Raw genomic sequence first — 24522 nt, forward strand, 5'->3', positions numbered from 1 at the left:
GCGCTAAAACATTAAGAGAAGTGGAGGAATAAACTGTGAAAAATATAAAAAAACTAATGTGTACAGCTTTAATAACAATGCTTGGATTTTCAGCTGTTGGTTGTAATATGATAGCCAAAACACCAGAAGCAATAGCTAAAAGTCCTGTAGCTGTAGTTAATGGTGAAAAAATTACTAGAGCAGACCTAGATAATAATATGAATATGAAACAGGTTATAGCTCAGGTTAAGCAACAATACGGTGAAAATTATGAAAAAAATGAAGAGGCTAAAGGTGTTCTTACAGAACAGAGAACAAAAATATTAGATGATATGATAACTCAAAAAGTTATTGAGCAAAAAGCAAAAGAGTTAAATCTGCTTCCAGATGACTCAAAATTAAAGGATGAAGCTGCTAAACAATTAGATGAGACTAAAAAGTCCTTTGGAAATGACACTAGTAAGTTTCAAGAAGCTTTAAAACAAGGGGGCTTTACTGAGGATTCCTTAAAGGAGATGTTCTTTACACAATTAAGAAGTCAAGCAATTATTAAAAACATTGCGGATAATGTAACAAAAGATGTAAAGATTGACGATAAGAAAGTTCAAGAGTATTATACTGCAAATCAAGCGCAATTTACAGAAAAGCCTAATAAAATACATGTGGCTCATATATTAGTTAAAACAGAAGATGAGGCTAAAAAGGTAAAAGAGAGATTAGATAAAGGTGAAGACTTTGCAAAGGTTGCAAAAGAAGTTTCACAGGACCCTGGTTCAAAAGACAAGGGTGGAGATTTAGGAACTGTGAATTATGTTGATTCAGGATTCGACCCTACATTTATGGCTGCTGCTATAGGACAAAAAGAAGGAGCTATATCAGCACCTGTAAAAACTCAATTTGGATACCATATAATAAAAACTATAAAGAAGGAAGAATATCCTGTTAAGAAACTTGAAACAGTAAAAGATCAAATAAAACAGCAATTAGAAAGTCAAGAAAAAAATAAAATGCTTTCACAAAAGATTGATGAATGGAAAAAATCAGCTAAAATAACTAAGAATGAAAAAAATCTTCAATAACTGCATAAAATATAAAATAAACCACAGCATAATAATAAAATGCTGTGGTTTATTTTTGTTTATATAAATAATTTTATATGTGCTTACCAATTTAAGTAACAATTGTGTATAAAATTTCATATTTAGAAAGATAATATTAATACAACTTATATTTATATTATATAGGAGGTACTAAACAATGAAAGCAACAGGTATTGTTAGACGCATAGACGATCTAGGTAGAGTGGTTATACCAAAGGAAATACGAAGAACTCTTAGAATAAGAGAAGGGGATCCTTTGGAAATTTTCACAGATAGAGAAGGAGGGGTTATACTTAAGAAATATTCTCCAATAGGTGAATTAAGTGATTTTTCAAAAGGCTATGCAGAATCCTTACAACAAACAATAGGAAATATAGTTATAATATGTGATAAGGACAGCATAATATCAATAAGTGGAACACCAAAAAAAGAGTACTTAGAAAAGAAGATAAGCAGTGACCTTGAAAGAATGATAGAGGAAAGAAAATCCGTTTCTCTTGGAGAAGGAAAAGAAAAGACTATAGCTTTATATGATGATGAAGAGATAGAAGGAAAATATTCCGCACAAGTAATTTCTCCTATAATTGCAGAAGGAGATGCAATTGGAGCTGTAATTATAGTAGCTAAGGAAGAAGGAATAAAATTTAGTGAGGTTGAAGTTAAGTTAGCTGAAACTGCATCGTCCTTCTTAGGAAAGCAAATGGAACAATAAAATGGCAGCTATGCTGCCATCTTATTTACTGCTTTATAGATGATTATTGACACTAAGACAAAAAATATTCATCTATAAAGTAATAATACCCCCTAATTTTAAATAATTATAAACATAGAAATAAATTATTTTTGATTATATAAGTTTTAAAGTGAAAAACATTGAGACAAGGCTTTTGTCATACGATGGTTCGGGGGTATTTTTATGAAAAAACAATCACTTATTAAAGGCACTTTTATATTAGGAATCGCAGGAATATTGGCGAAATTTTTAGGATTATTTTTTAGATGGCCACTGCAGATGCTTATTGGTGACGAAGGGGTAGGATATTATCAAATGTCATTTCCTCTATATATGTTTTTTATTGCAGCGGCATCAGGCATACCTGTAGCGATTTCCAAAATGGTATCGGAAAGTAATGCTATTCACGATGAGGAGGGTGTAATTTTAGTATTAAGAAAAGCTATGCTTCTCATGGTCATATTAGGAGCAGGATTTACAGCTATACTGCTTATTTTTTCAAAGCCTATAATACACTTTTTAAAGTGGGATAACAAATCTTATTATTCACTAATATCTATTGCCTTTGCACCTATCTTTATATCAATAATGAGTGTATTTAGAGGATTTTTTCAAGGACTGCAAAATATGAACTATCCAGCAGTTTCCCAGATTATTGAGCAAATAGGGAGGGTAGTTATAGGAGTTGGACTTGCCTATATGCTATTACCTAGAGGTATTGAGTACTCAGCTGGTGGCGCCGCATTAGGAGCAGCAGCAGGAGGAATATTTGGTGGTATATATCTTGTAGCAAAATACTTTAAGATAAGAAAAGAGTTTAAGGTAAAAAAGGTTAGAGACAATACCGATGTATTGGGAAAGTTGCTTTATATTGCCATACCTGTTTCGTTAGGCGCAGCAGTAAGTAGTATAATGAGCCTTATAGATTCAGCGCTGGTTCCACAGAAACTTTTAGAAGCAGGTTTTACTTATAAACAGTCAACTATATTATATGGACAACTTACTGGAAAAGCATTTATTATGATAAATGTTCCGCTTACTTTATCAGCAGCACTATGTGCTTCCTTAGTTCCTATAATTGCAGAGGCACACATATTAAAGAGAAAACTTGAGGTTGACAATAAAATAGAACTAGCTATGAAGCTTTCTATGGTAATTGCCCTTCCTTCTTGTGCTGGACTATTTTGTCTTGCATGGCCTATTCTAGACTTAATATTTCCTGGACAATCAGCTGGATTTGAAATACTTCAGTATTCAGCTATATCTATTCCTTTTATAATAATTGCACAAACTTCTACTGCAATATTACAAGGAGTAGGATATTATATTATGCCTGTGCTTATTTTGGGGCTAGGGTGCGTTGTAAAAATTGTTATTACCTTATTAATGGTACCTATACCCAATATAAATATCTATGGAGCTGTAATAGGCAGTATAGGTGGTTATATAGTCGCCTCATTACTAAACATATTGTTTTTAGCTAAAAGGCTTAAGATCAGATTGAATATTTCAGATATATTTATTAAACCAGCATTTGCATCACTTTTAATGATAATAGCGGTTGTAATTATCTACATGAGTGTCTATAATTATACCATAAGTAGCAAAATATCCTGCTTCATATCTATAGCTTCTGGTATGATTATATATGGAATATTAGTAATTTTGCTCAGAATATTTAGGTATAGCTACGTGAAGAAAAAGCTTTTTAAAAAGCAAAGGAGAGAACATGCATGATAAAAATAATTGGATTGGGGCCTGGTTCGAAGGAAGCGCTTACCATTGGGGCTCTGGAGGTATTGAAAAGTGCATCTAAAATTTATTTAAGAACAGAAAAGCACCCTACTGTAGATTATTTAAAAAATAGTAATATATTATTTGAAACTTACGATAATAAGTACGAAGAAGGAGAAAGTTTTGATCAAGTATATAGTTCTATAGCAGAGGACTTAATAGATCAGCAAAATAAGTTCAATGATATAGTTTATGCTGTGCCAGGACATCCTTTAGTTGCAGAAAAATCAGTAAATATATTACTTGAACTTTGCGAAAAAAAGTCTATAGAGACAGAAATTGTTCCTGCAGTTAGTTTTGTAGATGCCCTCATGGAGAGTCTAAAGATAGACCCTGTAGAAGGAATTAAAATAATAGATGCTTTTGATATAAATAATCAAGTATTAGATAAGAGGGTTGGTACCATTATAACTCAAGTATACGATAAATTTATTGCATCTGAGGTAAAGCTTTCTCTAATGGAATATTACAAAGATGATTTTGAAATATACTTTGTAAGGGCAGCCGGTGTTAAAAACTTGGAAAGCATAAGAAAAATGCCATTATACGAGCTGGACAGACAAGATGATATTGATTATCTAACATCAATATATATTCCGAGAGATATAGATAGTACTAAAGACTTCTACGATTTATTAGATATAATGGAGAAATTGAGATCTAACGATGGATGTCCGTGGGATAAAGAACAGACACATGAGAGCTTGAAAAGATACCTTGTAGAAGAGAGCTATGAAGTTCTGGAGGCCATAGATGAGAAAGACGATGACAAATTGGCCGAAGAATTAGGAGACGTATTGCTTCAAATAGTTTTTCATGCGCAAATAGGTAAAGAGGATGGATTTTTTAATATTAATGATGTAATTGAGAAAATTTGCATAAAAATGATAAATAGACATCCGCATGTATTTAGTAATATAAATGCAGATACATCTGAAGAAGTTTTAACAAATTGGGATAAAATAAAGAAAAAGGAACAAGGGCTTATAAGTTATACTGATGAACTTAAACATGTACCTAAAAATCTTCCTGCTCTCATGAGGGCTGAGAAGGTTCAAAAAAAAGCTGCGAAGGTTGGTTTTGATTGGAATAAAATTGAAGATGCATTAGATAAGGTTTTAGAAGAATATTATGAAGTAAAAGGTGTATATAAAAGCAAAGAAATGGCAAAAATAGTAGAAGAAATAGGAGATTTGATATTTGCTTCCGTAAATGTTGCAAGATTCCTTGACATTGACCCCGAGTTTGCATTAAATTATACTATAGAGAAGTTTATAAAACGTTTTTCGTATATAGAGGAAGTAGCCAAATCTAAAGGTGTTGATATGGCCAATATGACATTAGAGCAAATGGATATGCTTTGGGAAGAGGCTAAAAATAAATAATTTATCTTTTATACGTAAAAATGATGTAAAAAAAGAAGGATTTTTAAAATTAGTGAAGAATATGCTAGTATGCTATGAATAAGCATACTCGATATTTAAGGAGGTAAAAAAGGTGAATAAGTCAGAATTAATTACAAGCATAGCTGAAAAATCAAAATTAACTAAAAAAGATGCAGAAGCAATGTTAAAAGGTTTTATTGAAAGTGTTGAAGAAACACTAGAAAAGGGAGATAAAGTTCAATTAGTTGGATTTGGAACATTTGAAACAAGAAAAAGAGCTGCAAGAGTTGGCAGAAATCCAAGAACTAAAGAAGAAATAACTATACCAGAATCAACAGTTCCAGTATTTAAAGCTGGTAAAGAATTTAAAGATAAAGTAAACAAATAATCATTTCAGAAAACCTGGGTGTAAATCTAGGTTTTTTCTTTTAATAAGGAGTATATGCTATGAGATTAGACAAATATCTTAAGGTTTCTAGAATAATAAAGAGAAGAACTGTAGCAAAAGAGGCATGTGAAGGGGGAAGAGTTAGCATAAATGGGAAGGTAGCTAAGCCCGGAACAGAGGTTAAAGAGGGCGATATTATAGAAATTCAGTATGCTAGCAAATCTCTAAAGGCTAAAATAATAAATATTACAGAGCATGTTAAAAAGGAAAATGCGCAAGGTATGTATGAAATTATATCAGGAGAAGAAGATGAGGAATAATCCAGCCTATCACTGCTGACAGATTTATCTGTCAGCAGTTTTTATATAAAGAGCTAATATATATAAATATAATTAACTCAATATTGCTTAGTTAGTAATATCCATTTGTAGTCAATCATATATTAATTACAGGTGGAGGGGATAATATGGAGAAAAAAGAAATAAAAATAGAAGAAAAGAAAAGTTTATTAAGTATTGAAAATAGAAAAAAACTAATATTAAATGGCGTTGTTGAAGTAGTGAGTTTTAATGAAGAACAAATAGTGCTAAATACAAACCTCGGTACTCTTAATATAAAGGGACAAGGCTTAAAGATGAATAAACTAGACGTGCAAAATGGAGATGTAATAATTATAGGAACTATAAACTCTTGTATCTACACCAACAGTCAAATTAAGAAGGAAAAAGAAAGTCTAATATCAAGATTGTTTAAATAGGAGCTCTATTATGGTGATTTCAATAAATCAGCAATTTGGTTTAATAATATTTAGTCTTGTCTCAGGGATAATAACAGGAGTATTGTTTGATCTATATAGATTGATAAGAGGTTTTAACAATTCAAATAAAATTATAACCTTTATAGAAGATACTCTATTCTGGCTATTTACTTCAGTAGTAGTTTTTGCGTTTTTATTATATACTAACTATGCATATATAGGAATGTACGTATATCTTTGGATTGGAATAGGAATATACTTATACATGAAACTAATCAGTAGATTCTTTATAAGTTCTCAATACAAACTTTTTAAGTTCTTAGGAAGGGTGTTCAGAGTGACTAGAAACTCAATACTTTATCCATTTCAAGCCATAATTTATCTGATTAAAATAAAAAATAAAGGAAATTATAAAAAATAACTTGAAGAAAATTGAAAATCAAATTAAAATGTAATTATAGCATTTAAAAATAAATCCCTATTTGGGAGTTTGGTGATTATATTATGAGAAATAAAATCAAAGGAAAAAATGTGATTTTTGTTTTGATATTGACTTACGTTTGTTATATATTTATTAATCAGCAAATAACCATGCGTAATATAAAAAACCAGATAGCTGATAAAAAAATAGAAGAACAAAAAGCTAAGGAAAAGAACCGAAAATTGCAGGACGAAGTTAAGATGTCTAAATCAGACATGTATATAGAGAAACTGGCACGAGAAAGGCTAGGTCTTATTAAACAAGGCGAGACTCCTGTAATAGATACAAAAAACTAATATCTGTTTTTAATTTTTAATTTATATAAACATTATTTTTATTAAGGAGGAGTCTTTTAAATATGACCTTAAAGGCAGGAAGCATACTAGAAGGTACAGTAGTTAATATCACTAATTTTGGAGCATTTGTGGATATCGATGGGAAAACAGGCTTAGTTCACATATCTGAGGTTTCAGATACTTATGTGAAAAATATAAGGGATTACTTGAAGGAAAAGGATAAAGTAAAAGTTAAAGTAATTTCAGTTGATGATAATGGGAAGATAAGTCTATCTATAAAACAAGCTGTTCCAGAGACAAAGAGTTATAGACCTGTAGAGATAGATTGGCAAAGAGAAAAAGCTAAACCCAATCAAGGAAATTTTGAAGACAGATTAACAAAGTTCTTAAAGGATAGTGAAGAAAGATTTCAAGATCTAAAGAAACATCAGGATTCAAGAGGTAGAGGCTGTAAAAGAACTTCAAGTTAGTAATGATATGAGGAGGCTAATTTTAGCCTCTTTAATATTACCTAATATTTACATTAAAAAAATATAATAAATATAGTTGACAACTATATTTATATAATATATAATAGTCTATGTTGTTAGGTGATAGCAATACAACGTGCTGGAGTGGCGGAACTGGCAGACGCACAGGACTTAAAATCCTGCGGGCTTTAAAACCCGTACCGGTTCGATTCCGGTCTTCAGCACCAATGTCGCGGGGTGGAGCAGCTGGTAGCTCGTCGGGCTCATAACCCGAAGGTCGCAGGTTCAAGTCCTGCCTCCGCAACCAAAAAAATAATATGGCGGAATAGCTCAGCTGGCTAGAGCATTCGGTTCATACCCGAAGTGTCGTAGGTTCAAGTCCTATTTCCGCTACCAAATGAAACCTGTGAGTAAATCACAGGTTTTTTTATTGTATTCTTGATAATACAAGATTGTTTAAAAATTGATATCTATGTAGTTATAGATATATAAGAATGTTGAATTATAAAAGAAATCTTTGATATACGACATGGAATATAATGGAAAATATTTTTTTTAAGATTAATTGTCTAAATAAAATAATTAAAAAGAAACTTAGGAATATATGTCCTAAAAAAAAATCATCACAACACTACTTTGTGACATTTATTTCCAAATACCTTTGTTATAATATAGAAAGTAATTAAATAAGGTGGGTGTTATGTGATGCAATACGGAGTGGAGCTTTTTCCATATCAAAGAATCAAAAAAATGAAAAACGAAGAAAAAAAACAAAAGTTTCAAGAACTATCAGATGTCCTTAAAATTATTAGCTATTTTGTAGCGGCATTTTTAGTTGGCAGAGTACTTATGGTAAATCTTATGGCTCCATTTGGAATAGCTTATTTAATAGCAATCATAGTCTCTGAGAATAACAAAGTATCTTTAGTATCGGGCATTGGAACATTGTTAGGGTATGTTTCTTTATATAATAACGTTAAAAACTTACCAGTATATTTTATAGTAACCGCAACACTTTTAGTTTTAAACTATATATTAAAGAATATTGAACAGAAGAAAAAATTATTACTAATATTCTTTTCAATTTTTTTAGAATTTTTGCTTTACAAATTATTAATTGTAAAGTTAAGTTTAGCAATAGGATTTTTGACTTCGTTTTTTGAAATTACATGTATCTTTCCATTATATTTTATTATTCATTATTCAATAATATGCTTTAAAGAATTAAAAACAAGACATTTATATACCAACGAGGAAATAATAAGTATGGCAGTGACTGCATCCCTTATAATAGCAGGAACATGGGGGACAAGCATTCATGGAGTATCAATAAGAAATGTTATAGCATTGACTTTTGTACTTATACTAGGATATGTAAAAGGAAGTTCAGCAGGTGCGGCAGCAGGTGTAGCAATGGGAACTATAATAGGGGTTACATCTAATGATATGATAACTTCTATAGGGGTATATGGCTTGTGTGGGCTCATATCAGGAATATTTAGAGAAACTGGAAAGTGGATGAGTGGTTTAGCATACATAGTAGCCTTTGCTGTGCTAAAGATGTACTCAGATATAGGTGTACAATTTAAAATTATAGAATCAATTATAAGTTGTGCAGTTTTTCTTGCTATACCGCAAAAGATTTATAGAAAATTAGAATTAGAATTAGATTGGCAAAAAAAGCAAGAATGTTTCAAGGATAACTATGTTGACAAAGTTAAAGATATATTAATTGGTAAGCTTAATAGCTTCTCAGATGTGCTCCTTAATATGTCAAAAGTGTTAGAAAAATTAGCAGACAACGATAAATTAGAAATGAAAAGTAAAAGTAGTGCATTAATAGAAAATCTTGCTGATAGAGTTTGCTCAACATGTAATATGAAGTCTATGTGCTGGAAAAGGGAAACCTTTTATACCTATAATGCATTTAGTGAGCTTATTGGAAATTATCAAGAAAACAAGAAGGACGTACCCTATGAATTAGAAAGAAAATGCACTAAACGATCTGTACTTATTAAAAACACTGAAGACATTGTAAACGGATATATAATAAATGAAATGTGGAGAAATAGGCTAAGTGAATGTAGAGAGCTTTTGGCACATCAGATAGAGAACATGGCTAATTCTGTAACGGAGATCGTAAAAGAATTTGATGATAATATAAAATTCAATACTGATACCGAAAATAATATAAGAAGAGTGTTGAATAAAAATAATATACAGTATAGAGATATATTCTGTTTTAATAATAAAAATGATAGATTGGTTGTAAAATTATCAATGGAGGCTTGTGGAGGAGAGCAATTATGTATAAAAAAGGTTTTACCATTAATTAATGAAGTCACTGGAAAGTGTATGTGTGTAAGTGATGATGGTTGCAATTTAAACCCTCTAATGAATGGGTGTAATGTTACTTTTGAAGAAACGCCAAAATATCATGTAGCATCATATGTAAGTACTGAATGTAAAAATGGAGAAAAGCATAATGGAGATACTTATAGTTTCGGCAAGCTTCCAGATGGAACATATATGACTATAATAAGTGATGGTATGGGATCAGGGCCACAAGCAGGAAGAGAAAGTGGAGCTGCAGTAGAGCTCATAGAAAAGTTTGCAAAGGCAGGATTTAATAAACTTACAGCTATAAATACTATTAACTCTATTATGACTATTAAGTTTTCAGAGAATGAAAAATTTTCTACACTTGACTTAAGTAGCATGGATTTATATGAAGGAGAAATAGATTTTATGAAAGTGGGATCAGTTGCTAGTTTTATAAAAAGAGGAGATGAGGTTGAGGTTATAAGTTCTAAAACATTACCTATTGGAGTTTTAGATAAACCGGATGTGGATATAACTAAAAAGAAGCTTAAAAATGGTGACATAGTAATAATGCTAAGTGATGGCGTACTGGACTATGAGAGTGAGGCTGCTGGAAAGGTAGATTGGATTGTAGAATTCTTAAAAAACTCGAAGAATACAGACCCAAGAGATTTGTGCGAAAATATAATAAATAAGGCAAAAGAATTAAGTGGTGGAAAGGTAAAGGATGATATGACGGCAATTGTACAAAAGGTATATAATTTATATTGATTCAAAAATAAAAAGTGAAAAAACTAAATACGCATGAAAAAATGCGTGTTTAGTTTTTTGTTTTGCTGAAGACACAGGTCGTTATAGGAATATATGATCGAAACTCTTACATTGAAAATTATTTATGATATAATTAATATATTATTTCTAAACAAACTATTTTTAGGAAGTGTTAACTTTGATAGAAACAACTCTAAAAACAATAAAAGAAAATAACATGTTTGAAAAGGGAGACAAAGTAATAGTTGCGGTATCAGGAGGTCCTGATTCTATATGCCTTTTACATATATTAAATGCTTTAAAAGAGCAATTGCAAATAACTTTATATGCAGCACATATTAATCATTGTCTAAGAGGAAAAGAGTCGGATGAGGATGAAAAATATGTTGAGAAATTTTGTGAAAATCTAAATATAGAGTTTAGAAGCAAGAGAGTAAATATAAATGACCTAGTAAGAAAGAAAAACATTTCCTCGGAAACTGCGGGCAGAGAAGCAAGATATAAGTTTTTTTATGAGTTAAAAAGTAAGTTTGGAGCTCAAAAGATAGCCATAGCTCATAACGCTAATGATCAGGCTGAAACTGTTTTGATGCGAATAATGCGAGGAACAGGAATGGAAGGTCTTATTGGTATAAGATCAGTAAGAGACAACATTTTTGTAAGACCTTTAATAAATTGTTCAAGAGAAAGCATTGAGAAATATTGCGAGGATAATAATATTAATCCTAGAATAGATAAAACAAATTTAGAGCCGATATATGCAAGGAATAAAGTACGACTCCAGCTTATACCGTACATAAAGGAAAATTTTAATGAAGATATTGTGACTACCCTAAATAGATTAGCTAGCACTATAAGAGTAGACAATGATTATTTAGAAATGATTGCAAAAGAAAAATATAAAAAATATTGTGATGATAATAAAGAAAAGGTTATAATATCTAAGGAAGCGTTTTTAGAGCATGAATCTATAATTACAAGAATTATACGATTAGCGCTCTATAATGTATCAGGCAATTTATATAACTTTGAAAAGATTCATATTTATGATGTGATTGATATTCAGAAAAATGCTACAGGTAAGATGCTGACCCTTCCAAACAAAATACATATACAAAATAATTATGGAGATATATCTGTCTATAAGAAGAAAGAACAAAATATAAAAAATAATAACATTGAATATACATTACATAGTGGATTAAATAAAATAAAAGATTTTAATTTAGGAATTACCCTAGAGCTGATTGATAAAACAGATAATCTAGTTGTGAAACAAGAAAATTTTGTTAAGTATTTTGACTATAATAAGATAAAAGGAGATACTATAATTAGGTGGAGAAAAGATGGAGATCGTTTCACGCCTTTAGGAATGAAGGGAAGCAAAAAATTAAAAGATTTATTTATAGATCTAAAAGTGCCGAAAGACGAAAGAGATAGAATTCCACTTATATGTTTTGGTGGCGAAATTGCATGGGTAGTAGGATACAGGGTTAGTGAACTTTTTAAAGTTGACAAAAATACAAAAAAAATTCTAAAAATAACAATTGAAAGTGAGGAAGCCTAAATGAATTGCATGCAACAGGATATAAGAGAAGTATTGCTTACAGAAGAACAACTTAGAACAAAAATAAGAGAAATAGGTCAACAAGTAAGCAAAGACTATGATGGGAAAGATTTAATGCTAGTTGGAATATTAAAAGGATCTGTTCCCTTTATGGCAGATTTATTAAAAGAAATAACTATACCATGTACAATGGATTTTATGGCAGTATCGAGCTATGGCAATTCAAGTAAAACCTCAGGAATAGTAAGAATTCTAAAGGATTTAGATTTTGAAATAGAAGGTAAGCATGTTTTAATAGTAGAAGATATAATAGATTCAGGAACAACATTAGCATACCTAATTGAATATCTAAAAGGTAGAAAACCTGCTAGTCTTGAGATAGCATGCCTTTTAAGCAAACCTGAAAGAAGAGCGGTTGAAATCAATGCTAGGTATATGGGATTTGTTGTTCCAGACTATTTTTTAGTAGGTTATGGTCTTGACTACGCAGAAAAGTATAGAAATTTACCGTATATCGGTATATTAAAGGAGGAGGTTTATCAGTAAATTAGTGCCGAATTTATTGTAATGAAATCTGCCTTATGATACAATTTTACAATATAAAACTAGAAAGAGAGGGGGGCCTATAATGAAAAAATTTTCAAGCGCAACGGCCTGGGTTATAGTATTTGTATTAGTAATTCTTGCAGCACTAATGCTTGTGAGAACTAATGAAGGTGCAACAGCCATAAATTTTAATGACTTTCAGAAATATTGGTTAGAGAATAAAGTAACGAGCTTCGAAGTAAAAGAAGATAAAATGACAGTAGTAGGAACACTAAAAGATGGTCAGCAATATGAGACTGTAGTTCCATCAGAAAGACTGTTTCAATTTATAGGAGAACATCCAAAGGATGGAAGTGTTAAGGAGGTATATGTTAAGCCAGCAGCAGTACCTATGTGGGTACAATATTTACCTACGGTACTTTTAATATTAATGCTTGTAGCATTCTGGTTTATGTTTATGCAGCAATCACAGGGTGGTGGAGGCAACCGAAATGTTATGAATTTTGGGAAGAGCCGAGCTAAAATGGCTACACCTGATAAGAAAAAGGTCACTTTCAGTGATGTTGCAGGAGCAGATGAAGAAAAAGCTGAATTAGCAGAGATAGTTGATTTCCTAAAGCAGCCTAAAAGATATATAGAAATGGGAGCAAGGATACCTAAAGGGGTATTACTTGTGGGACCTCCAGGTACAGGAAAAACCCTTCTAGCAAAGGCTATAGCAGGAGAAGCTGGAGTGCCATTTTTCAGTATATCCGGTTCAGACTTTGTTGAAATGTTTGTAGGTGTTGGAGCATCTAGAGTAAGAGACTTGTTTGACCAAGCGAAGAAAAACTCACCATGTATTATTTTTATTGATGAAATAGATGCAGTGGGTAGACAAAGAGGTGCTGGCCTTGGTGGTGGACACGATGAAAGAGAGCAAACATTAAATCAATTACTTGTTGAGATGGATGGATTTGGAGCAAATGAAGGTATAATAATGATAGCAGCTACTAATAGGCCAGATATATTAGATCCTGCGCTTTTAAGACCAGGAAGATTTGATAGGCAAATAGTAGTTGGAGCTCCTGATGTTAAAGGAAGAGAAGAGATCCTTAGAGTTCATTCAAAAAATAAACCTTTATCTACTGAAGTTAAGCTAGACGTTCTCGCAAAAAGAACACCAGGGTTTACTGGTGCTGATTTAGAAAACTTAATGAATGAATCTGCTCTTTTAGCGGTAAGAAAAAATAAAGATTCAATAGAGATGGATGAACTTGAGGAAGCTGTAACTAGAGTTATTGCAGGCCCTGAAAAGAGAAGTAGGGTTATAGCAGAGGAAGATAGAAGATTAACAGCTTATCATGAAGCAGGGCATGCGGTAGTGATGAAGCTACTGCCTACTGCAGATCCAGTTCACCAAATAAGCATAATACCAAGAGGTATGGCTGGAGGATATACTATGCATCTTCCAGAGAAGGATACTGCTTATATGTCTAAAACAAAGCTTCAAGATGAAATCGTAGGGCTTCTAGGTGGAAGAGTTGCTGAAAAGCTAATAATAGGAGATATAAGTACTGGAGCTAAAAATGATATTGAAAGAGCAACAACAATATCTAGAAAAATGGTTATGGATTATGGCATGAGTGACTTAGGGCCAATAGCTTTTGGGTCTGGGCATGATGAAGTTTTCTTAGGAAGAGATTTTGGAAAAGGAAGAAATTTCAGCGAAGAAGTGGCTTTTGAAATAGATAAAGAAATTAGAAAGCTTATTGATGAAGGTTACAACAAAGCAGAAAAACTTTTAAATGAAAATATATCAAAGCTTCATGCCGTTGCTAAAGAATTACTTGAAAGAGAAAAGCTTGAAGCAAATGAGTTTGAAGAAATATTTAATAATGCTTAGAAGATAGAGGCTAATCAGCCTCTATTTTTTATTTGTGAAATATATGTTAAAAACTACATAAAAGTGGTATAATTCATATATGTGTCTATTTTTAATATAAATTTTAATGAAATGAGATGATTGTTATGGAGTTTAATGTTAAAGAAGGAATAACATCTACAATAGAAACATGCGTAACTGAAAATGACACGGCTAGCAAAATAGGATCTGGAAATTTAGAGGTTTTTTCTACACCTGCTATGATAGCTCTTATGGAGAACACATCTAAAAGTTGTGTAGATTTACATCTTCCATACGGATATACAACTGTTGGAATAGAAGTTAGTATAAAGCACCTCAAAGCATCACCTGTTGGAATGAAAGTAAGATGTGAAGCTCTTTTAACAAGAGTCGAGGGTAAAAGACTTTTCTTTAGTGTTCAAGCATGGGATGAGCATGGGAAAATAGGAGAAGGAATACATACAAGATATATAGTAAATAGTGATGATTTTATGAAAAAGGTACAGGCGTAGTGCCAAAAGGACATAACCTTTTTCTTGACAAATAGAATTTAATTGTTAAAATTAAATTATTAAACTGACAATAAAATGAGTATACTATAGGGCAGCTTCAGAGCTGCTCTTTAATTATGTTTAGCATTAAAAATAAGAATATATACTACTAGAAAGGTGGTGCAGTTAGTGATTTTAGTTTTAGATGTAGGCAATACTAATATTGTTCTTGGGATTTATAAGAATAAAGAACTAATTGCTAATTGGAGATTATCTACAGATCCTATAAGAACAGCAGATGAATATGGTATTCAGGTAACACAATTATTTTTGCAAAGCAAACTTGATCCTTCAGATGTAGAAGGAGTTATAATATCTTCAGTTGTTCCTAATATTATGTACTCATTGGAGCATATGATTATAAAGTACTTTGAAATAACTCCTATAGTAGTAGGACCAGGAGTAAAGACTGGGATAAATATAAGATATGATAATCCTAAAGAAGTAGGTGCAGATAGGATAGTTAATGCAGTTGCAGCTCATGAAATTTATGAAAAATCTGTTATTATAATAGATTTTGGAACAGCTACAACATTCTGTGCTATAACAGCTAGAGGAGATTATCTAGGGGGAACTATCTGTCCTGGAATTAATATATCCTCAGAAGCTTTGTTTCAGAAGGCAGCTAAACTCCCAAGAATAGAGCTTATAAAACCTGCAGGGGTTATATGTAAAAATACAGTATCAAGTATGCAAGCGGGGATAGTGTATGGTTATATAGGTCAAGTAGATTACATAGTTGATAAAATGAAGAAAGAAATGATGCAACTCGGAGAAGACGAACCTTATGTTATTGCAACTGGGGGATTAGCAAAACTTATTAATGAAGAATCTAAATTTATAAATGTAATAGATCCAACACTAACGTTAAAAGGACTTAGAATTATTTACGAAAAGAATAGAGAACAGGTGTTGTAATGAAAATAAGAGATTTGGAATTTGAAAATACTGTATTTTTAGCTCCTATGGCAGGCGTTACGGATATAGCATTTAGAGGATTGTGTAAAAACTTAGGATGTGGCCTTGTATATACAGAGATGGTAAGTTCTAAAGCATTATTTTACGGAAGTGAAAATACTGAAAGTATGTTAGAAATTTCAAGAGATGAAGCTCCAGTAGCAGTACAAATATTCGGTAATGATCCTTATGTTATGGCAAAATCTTGTGATTTTTTCAATGACAATAATGATATCTGTATTGTAGACATTAATATGGGATGTCCAGCGCCTAAGATAGTTAAAAATGGTGAAGGATCTGCACTTATGAAAGATCCTAAATTAGCTGCAAAGATAGTGCAAGAAGTGAAAAAAGCTTCATTAAAACCTGTAACTGTAAAATTTAGGAAAGGTTTTGATTCTAATAACATAAATGCAGTAGAATTTGCAAAGGAATTAGAACAAGCCGGAGTAGATGCGATAACTGTTCATGGTAGAACAAAGGAACAGATGTACGAGGGTAAAGCAGATTGGGATATAATAAGGAAAGTCAAGGAGGCTGTGAGCATTCCTGTCATAGGGAATGGAGATGTAGTTTCTTGCGAGGGCGCTCTGACACTTTTTGAAATGACTAAGTGTGATGGAATAATGATAGGTAGAGGCGCTATGGGAAATCCATGGATATTTAGTCAAGTTCAAAACGGCATTAAGGGAGAAAACATGGTTTATCCTAGTATGGAAGAAAGAATAGATATGTGTATAGAGCACTATAAAAGATCTCTTTATTATAATGCTGAAGATAAGGCCGTAAGAGAAATGAGAAAACATATAGGTTGGTACATAAAGGGTTTAGAATGTAATAAGGAAATAAAAGATAAAATCAATTATGAAAAAAGCAGTGAAAATGTAATAGAGATTTTATTAAATTATAAAGAAAGATTAAATAATAATAAATAACTATGAATAAAAGTATTGTAATTTTTAATTATATAATGGAATAGAATAGTAGCGTGAATAATTTTAAGGAAATACCTTATGAAGCCAATAGCGTATGTTAGTTGCAATAAAAAGATTCCTTATGACAATGACACCTTTTTTGGCAGAATAGTGGATAGGTTTAAAATATCATATCTGGGAGAAAGATTTATAAAGGAGTTAAATTTAAAAATATCCGATATAAATCTTCCACCCAATATTAATAGCCAATCATACTATAAAAACATGTTAGTTGCTAAGAGAAAGGTAAAAGGAAGAGATATATATTTAGCGCCTAAAATATATAGGGAATTAGATTATGACTATTTAAATGATTTCCAAAGGGAATTAATAGCTTTTGGGATAGTGACAAGTTCAAAGCTTATCTTGAGGAAAATGCACAAAAGTATAAGAGATAGCTGTATAGTAATATATGATGCTGTAGATATAATAAATTTTAATATAATTTGTTTTATGGCAAAAGAAGCTAAATATATAGTATTATTATCTAGACATGTAAATGAACTTACACATATGGCAGAATATATTATAGCCAACTTTGGAATAACACCTATAGTGACATCAGATTTCAAGTATGCAATTGAAAATGCAGATTTTATTATAGCATCAAAAGATGTTCATTTGGAAACTAGAGCTAATATATGGTATTTAAACAATATGTATATTCCGTTAAAAAAAGATAATATTATTATAAATGATATTACTTACAAAGTACCTTGGGAATTAGACGAAGATATGTCACCAGAACTTTTAGGTGCGATATTATGTCAAATGGGAGAAGAAAATATAGAAGAGGCATTGAAGTATAATAGCATTTTCTTAGATAAGATAATATTCAATGATGAGGTTTTAGTTCTATAATCATTGAAAGATTAGAATATTTTGTGGTGATTTTGAATATGTTGACATTAGTATAATGCTGATTTATAATTACTTAAAATAATTACTAAGTTTATGCTATCATATGGGTAGGGGTAAAATTATCATATAGAGAATTATTAGTAAACTATTAAAAGGGGAGAATAAAATGAACGAAAAAAAATATGTGATGACTTATGAGGGTGTAAAGAAATTAGAAGACGAGCTAGAACACTTAAAAACAGTTAGAAGAAAAGAGATAACAGAAAAGATTAAGGTAGCACTTTCATTTGGAGATTTGAGTGAAAATGCAGAATATGATGAAGCTAAAAATGAACAAGCATTTGTAGAAGGTAGAATAGTTCAACTTGAAAATATGCTTAAAAATGCTACGATAGTAGATGAAAGTGAAATTTCTACTGATGTAGTGAGCATAGGTTCAATTGTAAAAGTTAAAGATTATGAATTTGATGAAGAAGTAGAGTATATAATTGTTGGATCTGCCGAGGCTGACCCGTTAAACAATAAAATATCTAATGAATCTCCAGTCGGAAGAGGACTTGTAGGCAAAAAAGTAGGAGATGTGATAGAGATACAGGTACCGGATGGAGTAAGCAAATATGAGATACTAGGAATAAGACGATAAGCTACACAAGAAAATATTGGAGGGTTTATTAATGGCAAATGATGAAAAGAATTTAAACAAATTAGAAGAAGATTTCAATGAGTTGATCAGAGAAAGAAGACAAAAGTTATCAAATCTTCAAAGTGAAGGAAAAGATCCTTTTGATGTTTATAAGGTTGAAAGAACACATACAACAAAAGAAATCAAAGACAATTATGATTCACTTGAAGGAAAAGATGTTACAGTTGCTGGAAGACTTATGTCAAAAAGAGTTCATGGAAAAGCTGGATTCTCAGATATTCATGATAGATATGGCAAAATTCAGCTATATATAAAAATAGATGATGTTGGTGAAGTGAAACTTAAGGAGTACAAGACTTTTGACATAGGTGATTTTGTGTCAATAACAGGAACTGTATTTAAGACTAAAACTGGAGAAGTATCTCTGCATATTAGAGATTTCCAATTAATTTCAAAATCATTAAAACCACTTCCAGAAAAGTGGCATGGATTAAAGGATCCAGACTTGAGATACAGACAAAGATATGTTGATCTAATAATTAACCAGGATGTAAGAGACACATTCATGAAAAGAACTGCTATAATAAAAGCTATAAGAGAGTTTTTAGATAATAGGGATTATTTAGAAGTTGAAACTCCAATACTTTCGCCTATAGCAGGTGGAGCTGCTGCTAGACCGTTTGTAACTCACCATAATGCTTTAGATATAGATATGTACTTAAGAATAGCTACAGAACTTTATTTAAAGAGACTTATTGTTGGTGGATTTGAAAAAGTATATGAGATAGGCAAAAACTTTAGAAACGAAGGAATAAGTGTAAGACATAATCCAGAGTTTACAATGATAGAGTTATATGAAGCTTTTGCAGACTATAATGATATGATGGAAATTACTGAAAATATGATGGCATATGTATGTGAAAAAGTTTTAGGAACTACAAAAGTTACATATGAAGGAATAGAAATAGATTTTACTCCGCCTTGGAGAAGAGTGACTATGGTAGATGCTGTAAAAGAGTATGCTGGCATAGATTTTAATGAAATAAAGACAGATGAAGAGGCAAGAGAAATTGCAAAAGAAAAACATCTTGAATTTAAGAAAGAATTAAAGGAATGTACAAAGGGAGACATTTTAATTGCATTATTTGAAGAATTCTGCGAACATAAATTGATACAACCTACTTTTGTATGCGATTATCCAGTAGAAAATTCACCTCTTACTAAAAAGAAAAGAGGAAATCAAGATTTTACTGAAAGATTTGAAGGGTTCATATACGGAAGAGAAGTATGTAATGCTTATTCAGAATTAAACGATCCTATAGTTCAGAAAGACAGATTTATTCAACAGCTTAGAGAAAGAGAGCTTGGAGATGATGAGGCTTATATGATGGATGATGATTTTATAAATTCATTGGAAATAGGTATGCCTCCAACAGGTGGACTTGGTATAGGAGTAGATAGAATGATAATGTTCCTTACAGACTCACCTTCTATAAGAGACGTTATATTATTCCCAACAATGAAACCAACTCAGCAATAACTAAATTATATTAAGTCGACAGCTTCTAGTGAGCTGTCGATTTTTGATTTAGAAATTATAAAATTAGATAAAAATAGGTGGAAAATATAAAAAAGTGAAAATAACTGTTGACTTTTTTTGAATGCTTGATATAATAATAAATGTAAGTTGTTCCGCGATAGCTCAATGGTGGAGCATTCGGCTGTTAACCGAAGGGTTGAAGGTTCGAATCCTTTTCGCGGAGCCATTTTTATTTTTTGTAATAAAAATGTATAAATATTGATCTAATGGATATAGTAAATTATATTAAAGTAGAAAAACCTTAATGGATAACGTTGACAATACTAAATTATTGCTATATTATATATATTAATATAAAAAATATTATAATTCACAATGATAGAGAAGAGTAATAGTAATTATCTTAAAAGAGAGGTTGTGGTTGGTGTAAGCAACCAAGATTTTGCTATGAAGGGAGCTTTTGAGTGAGGTTTATGAAAGCAGGGCATTTGCCAAAAAGGGTGGAACCGCGGAAAATAATTTTCGTCCCTTTATGGTGAGGCTTTATTTTTTTACCATAAAATAATAAATATCTTGCTATGATGAAGAAGAGTAGTGATAAATTGCCTTAAAAGAGAGGTTGTGGTTGGTGTAAACAACTAAGGTTTTGTCTATGAAGGGAGCTTCAGAGCAAGGAGATGAAAGCAGGGCATTTGCCAAGAAGGGTGGAACCGCGGAAAAATATTTTCGTCCCTTCATGGTAGGCCTTTTTTTTATATAATCTAGTTTAAAATTATTAATTAATATAAAAATAAAAATTAGGAGGTAATATTTATGACAGTTGAAAAAACTATGGAAAAAGTAGTAGCTTTGGCTAAAAACAGAGGTTATGTTTATCCTGGATCAGAAATATACGGAGGATTAGCAAACACTTGGGACTATGGTCCTTTAGGAGTAGAATTAAAAAACAATGTTAAAAAAGCTTGGTGGCAAAAGTTTATACATGAAAGTGAATACAATGTTGGAATAGATTGTGCTATTCTAATGAATAAGGACGTATGGGTTGCATCAGGTCACGTTGGAAATTTCTCAGATCCTCTTATGGATTGTAAAGAATGTAAAGCTAGATTTAGAGCAGATAAAATAGTAGAAGAGCATATGACAAATCAAGGTATAGAAAAAGCTAGTGCTGATGGATGGAGTAATGAGAAGTTAAAGGGTTATATAGATGAAAACAATATAGCGTGTCCTAGCTGCGGGAAAAAGAATTTTACAGACATAAGAAAGTTTAATTTAATGTTTAAAACATTCCAGGGAGTAACAGAAGATTCTAAAGCAGAAATATATTTAAGACCAGAAACTGCACAAGGTATATTTGTTAACTTTAAAAATGTACAAAGAACTTCAAGAAAAAAGGTACCATTTGGTATAGGACAAATAGGTAAGTCTTTTAGAAATGAAATAACTCCAGGTAATTTTACTTTTAGAACTAGAGAGTTCGAACAGATGGAATTAGAATTTTTCTGCAAGCCAGGTACTGATTTAGAATGGCATAGCTATTGGAAAGAGTATTGCTGGAACTTCCTGTTAAATCTTGGAATTAAAGAAGAAAGTATAAGATTTAGAGATCATGAACAAGATGAGCTATCACATTATAGCAATGCAACATCTGATATAGAATATAGATTCCCGTTTGGTTGGGGAGAACTATGGGGTATAGCAGATAGAACTGACTACGATTTAAAGCAACATCAAGAGCATTCAGGAAAAGATATGTCATATCTTGACCCTACTACCAATGAAAGATATGTGCCATATTGTATCGAGCCTTCAGTAGGTGCAGATAGAGTTGTGTTGGCATTTTTGGTAGATGCATATGACGAAGAAGAGTTAGAGGATGGAGATGTTAGAACAGTATTACGTTTACACCCAGCAATTGCTCCGTTTAAAGCGGCAATACTTCCTTTGACTAAAAAACTTTCTGAAAAATCATCAGAATTATATAGTAAATTACAAAAAGAGTTTAATGTTGATTATGATGAAGCAGGCAGTATAGGAAAGAGATATAGAAGACAAGATGAGGCTGGAACTCCTTACTGTATAACAGTAGATTTTGATACTTTAGAAGATGATACTGTAACAATAAGAGACAGAGATACTATGCAGCAGTTCAGAATAAAGATAGATGAAATAAGAGACTTTATAAAAGGTAAAATGGAATTCTAAGAATACCAGAAGATACGTGCTACATCATTCTATGAAGTGTGTAGTATGTATCTTCTAATTTTTTTTGGGCTAAGTGGAGTAATTTTTATAAATATCCCTAAAATGGTTATAATCCTTAAGAGTAATTTTTAAGTAAAAACAAAAAAGCCAGGTATCATACCTGGCAAAATAGGGTTTAATCATGGGGATATGTTATATGTTTAATTAAAACTTGGGGAATTATATTAATGTTTCCTTACGGCACGAAATTAGTATAGCATATAAAGACAATAAGTTTCAATACTCAACAACAAAGTCTTTAAATTAAATATATTCTTGCAATTTCGACTATGGACAATAGTACAGTTTAAATGAAACGGACAAAACATTTAAATTAAGAATATAAGAGACTTTTTCAATATCAATTATAAAAAGATACTGAGAAAGTAAGTCATATATTATATTAAAGTGATATAATTAGATATAAGATATATAAAAGGATTTAATGATTTAATTAGCTTTAAAACTTTGTTAAATAGTCATGTTAAAGTGGAGGGTTTTTGATGAAAAAGGATTTTAATGATTTTAAGGGCTTTATAAAAGGGAAAAAAACTGCTGTAGTAGGTATAGGAGTAAGTAATAGACCTTTAATAGACTTTTTATTAAAGCTAGGAGCAAAAGTAAGTGCTTTTGATAAAAAAGATGAAGATCAACTAGGTGAAACTGCTGCTGAACTGAAGAAAAAAGGCGTACAACTTGTCTTAGGAGAAGGATATTTAGATAAGTTAAAGGGATTTGATGTAGTATTTAAGACGCCATCTATGAGAATAGATAGTCCCGCTTTAATTAACGCTAAAGAAGAAGGTGCTTATATAACTTCTGAAATGGAGGAGTTTGTTAAGTACTGTCCAGCTAAGATTTATGGAGTGACAGGAAGTGATGGCAAAACTACAACTACTACATTGGTTTATAATATTTTAAAAGAGCATGGATATAAAACATGGGTAGGTGGAAACATAGGAACTCCATTGTTTAGTAAAATAGAAGATATGAGCTATACAGATAGAGTAGTACTAGAGCTATCTAGTTTTCAGCTTATGACAATGAATGTTTCACCAGAGGTTGCAATTGTAACAAATCTTAGTCCTAATCATTTAGATATGCATAAAGGGATGGATGAGTATGTTGATTCGAAAAAAAATATTTTTAAATACCAAAGCAATACAGATCTACTTGTGTTAAATAGGGACAATGACTTAACGAGCTCTATGAATAAAGAAGCTAGAGGTCGCTTAATGCAATTTAGTATAGAAAATTATATTGAAGAGGGTGCGTTCTTTAATGACAATAAGCTTTATTTAAATGGCGAAGTAGTATGTTTATTAAAGGAAATTCAATTAAAGGGAATGCACAATGTAGAAAACCTACTTGCTGCTTTTTGTGCTGTTAGCGATGATGTTAGTATAGAAGCCATGAGAAAAGTGGCGACAACATTTTCTGGAGTAGAACATAGATGCGAATTTGTACAAGAGATAAAGGGAATAAAATATTACAATGACTCTATTGCATCGAGCCCTAGTAGAACTGTAGCGGGGCTTAGAGCTTTTGAAAAACCGGTAATTCTTATAGCTGGAGGATATGATAAAAAAATACCTTTTGAACCTCTGGCTGAAGAAGGATATTCAAAAATAAAAGTATTGATACTAGTAGGTGCTACAAGATATAAGATAAAAGATGCTTTTGATAAAGTCATAAAGGATAAAAATATAAAATTACCTATTATAATTGAAAATAGTCTTGAGGATGCTGTTAATAGAGCACAAGAAATAGCAGAAGAAGGGGACATAGTAACCTTATCTCCTGCTTGTGCGAGCTTTGATATGTTCCCTAACTTTGAAGCAAGAGGAAATAAGTTTAAGGAAATAGTGAATAATTTAGAATAATGATAAAGTAATGCAACATAGCCTCTAAGTTATATATAACTTAGAGGCTATGTTATAAAAATTATAGTTAATAAAACTAATATGATATCATAATAACTTATCCCCGTGTATCTATGTGCAAATAATGTAGAATGACATAGAATAAAGAAGAAATAAAAAGATAAATTAATGCTATGAAAGATAAATTATATATTTAATTTTTAAACTATGATAAGATAACACATGTCGCTTGATGAGGCGGCAAACAAGTTAAAAAAGTTAGTCAAAAATATGTTGACAACAAGCTAACTTGTATGATACTATAATGAAGCTGTCAAGAGCAGCTAAGCTTAACAAAAAGAATTTAAAAAAAGTTCTTGACAAAGTTAAGTAAGTATGAGAAACTATATAAGCTG

General features: G+C 31.4%; 22 protein-coding genes, 4 tRNA genes and 1 other annotated feature. All 26 genes read left to right on the forward strand.

Annotated elements, in window-relative coordinates:
- Positions 1–35: 35 nt before the first annotated feature.
- Positions 36–1058: a peptidylprolyl isomerase gene (locus I6U51_RS09580; RefSeq protein WP_211142433.1), complete on the forward strand. Its 1023-nt coding sequence runs from the start codon at positions 36–38 to the stop codon at positions 1056–1058.
- Positions 1059–1236: 178 nt separating this feature from the next.
- Positions 1237–1791 carry a stage V sporulation protein T gene (gene spoVT, locus I6U51_RS09585; protein ID WP_211142434.1) on the forward strand — a complete coding sequence of 185 codons (555 nt, stop codon included), beginning with the start codon at positions 1237–1239 and terminating at the stop codon, positions 1789–1791.
- A 204-nt stretch (positions 1792–1995) separates the two neighbouring features.
- A complete protein-coding gene (locus I6U51_RS09590) occupies positions 1996–3549 on the forward strand; it encodes a putative polysaccharide biosynthesis protein (RefSeq protein WP_211142435.1) in 1554 nt (517 codons plus the stop codon).
- Positions 3546–4991: a bifunctional methyltransferase/pyrophosphohydrolase YabN gene (gene yabN / locus I6U51_RS09595; protein WP_211142436.1), complete on the forward strand. Its 1446-nt coding sequence runs from the start codon at positions 3546–3548 to the stop codon at positions 4989–4991. The genes I6U51_RS09590 and yabN overlap by 4 nt, the downstream gene beginning before the upstream one ends.
- Before the next feature lie 112 nt (positions 4992–5103).
- Positions 5104–5379, forward strand: coding sequence for an HU family DNA-binding protein (locus tag I6U51_RS09600; RefSeq protein ID WP_178907186.1), 276 nt, complete (start codon positions 5104–5106; stop codon positions 5377–5379).
- 59 nt (positions 5380–5438) lie between these two features.
- Positions 5439–5699: an RNA-binding S4 domain-containing protein gene (locus I6U51_RS09605; RefSeq protein WP_178907185.1), complete on the forward strand. Its 261-nt coding sequence runs from the start codon at positions 5439–5441 to the stop codon at positions 5697–5699.
- A 146-nt stretch (positions 5700–5845) separates the two neighbouring features.
- Positions 5846–6136, forward strand: a complete 291-nt coding sequence (gene yabP, locus I6U51_RS09610; protein WP_211142437.1) for a sporulation protein YabP — start codon at positions 5846–5848, stop codon at positions 6134–6136.
- A 10-nt stretch (positions 6137–6146) separates the two neighbouring features.
- Complete coding sequence (yabQ, locus tag I6U51_RS09615) at positions 6147–6557, forward strand: spore cortex biosynthesis protein YabQ (RefSeq protein WP_211142438.1); 411 nt, start codon at positions 6147–6149, stop codon at positions 6555–6557.
- Positions 6558–6640: 83 nt separating this feature from the next.
- Positions 6641–6913 (forward strand): FtsB family cell division protein, encoded by a 273-nt coding sequence (locus I6U51_RS09620; protein WP_178907182.1) that lies wholly within the window; start codon positions 6641–6643, stop codon positions 6911–6913.
- A gap of 62 nt (positions 6914–6975) precedes the next feature.
- Positions 6976–7383, forward strand: coding sequence for a S1 domain-containing RNA-binding protein (locus tag I6U51_RS09625; RefSeq protein WP_211142439.1), 408 nt, complete (start codon positions 6976–6978; stop codon positions 7381–7383).
- A gap of 138 nt (positions 7384–7521) precedes the next feature.
- A tRNA-Leu gene (locus I6U51_RS09630) sits at positions 7522–7610 on the forward strand.
- Between the two features lie 4 nt (positions 7611–7614).
- A tRNA-Met gene (locus I6U51_RS09635) sits at positions 7615–7690 on the forward strand.
- Positions 7691–7702: 12 nt separating this feature from the next.
- Positions 7703–7779 (forward strand) — tRNA-Met (locus I6U51_RS09640).
- 309 nt (positions 7780–8088) lie between these two features.
- A complete protein-coding gene (gene spoIIE, locus I6U51_RS09645) occupies positions 8089–10476 on the forward strand; it encodes a stage II sporulation protein E (RefSeq protein ID WP_211142456.1) in 2388 nt (795 codons plus the stop codon).
- A 178-nt stretch (positions 10477–10654) separates the two neighbouring features.
- The gene (gene tilS / locus I6U51_RS09650) at positions 10655–12043 is read left to right on the forward strand and encodes a tRNA lysidine(34) synthetase TilS (RefSeq protein WP_211142440.1); all 1389 of its coding nucleotides are present in this window, start codon (positions 10655–10657) and stop codon (positions 12041–12043) included.
- Complete coding sequence (gene hpt, locus I6U51_RS09655) at positions 12044–12589, forward strand: hypoxanthine phosphoribosyltransferase (protein WP_211142441.1); 546 nt, start codon at positions 12044–12046, stop codon at positions 12587–12589.
- 82 nt (positions 12590–12671) lie between these two features.
- Positions 12672–14474: an ATP-dependent zinc metalloprotease FtsH gene (gene ftsH / locus I6U51_RS09660; protein WP_211142442.1), complete on the forward strand. Its 1803-nt coding sequence runs from the start codon at positions 12672–12674 to the stop codon at positions 14472–14474.
- Between the two features lie 125 nt (positions 14475–14599).
- Positions 14600–14986 (forward strand): thioesterase family protein, encoded by a 387-nt coding sequence (locus I6U51_RS09665; RefSeq protein ID WP_211142443.1) that lies wholly within the window; start codon positions 14600–14602, stop codon positions 14984–14986.
- 168 nt (positions 14987–15154) lie between these two features.
- Entirely contained in the window at positions 15155–15943 is a 789-nt protein-coding gene (locus I6U51_RS09670) for a type III pantothenate kinase (protein ID WP_211142444.1), read from the forward strand.
- Entirely contained in the window at positions 15943–16917 is a 975-nt protein-coding gene (gene dusB / locus I6U51_RS09675) for a tRNA dihydrouridine synthase DusB (RefSeq protein WP_211142445.1), read from the forward strand. The genes I6U51_RS09670 and dusB overlap by 1 nt, the downstream gene beginning before the upstream one ends.
- Before the next feature lie 78 nt (positions 16918–16995).
- Entirely contained in the window at positions 16996–17817 is an 822-nt protein-coding gene (locus I6U51_RS09680) for a Rossmann-fold NAD(P)-binding domain-containing protein (RefSeq protein ID WP_211142446.1), read from the forward strand.
- A 166-nt stretch (positions 17818–17983) separates the two neighbouring features.
- Entirely contained in the window at positions 17984–18460 is a 477-nt protein-coding gene (gene greA, locus I6U51_RS09685) for a transcription elongation factor GreA (protein ID WP_211142447.1), read from the forward strand.
- A 31-nt stretch (positions 18461–18491) separates the two neighbouring features.
- Positions 18492–20000, forward strand: coding sequence for a lysine--tRNA ligase (gene lysS / locus I6U51_RS09690; protein ID WP_211142448.1), 1509 nt, complete (start codon positions 18492–18494; stop codon positions 19998–20000).
- A 151-nt stretch (positions 20001–20151) separates the two neighbouring features.
- Positions 20152–20226, forward strand: a tRNA-Asn gene (locus tag I6U51_RS09695).
- Between the two features lie 140 nt (positions 20227–20366).
- Positions 20367–20533: a binding site (T-box leader), on the forward strand.
- 280 nt (positions 20534–20813) lie between these two features.
- Positions 20814–22205: a glycine--tRNA ligase gene (locus I6U51_RS09700; RefSeq protein WP_211142449.1), complete on the forward strand. Its 1392-nt coding sequence runs from the start codon at positions 20814–20816 to the stop codon at positions 22203–22205.
- A 542-nt stretch (positions 22206–22747) separates the two neighbouring features.
- Entirely contained in the window at positions 22748–24127 is a 1380-nt protein-coding gene (murD, locus tag I6U51_RS09705; RefSeq protein ID WP_211142450.1) for a UDP-N-acetylmuramoyl-L-alanine--D-glutamate ligase, read from the forward strand.
- Positions 24128–24522: the final 395 nt, after the last annotated feature.

It is taken from the genome of Clostridium aciditolerans (genome assembly GCF_016316925.1).
Classification (GTDB): Bacteria; Bacillota; Clostridia; order Clostridiales; family Clostridiaceae; genus Clostridium_AM; species Clostridium_AM aciditolerans.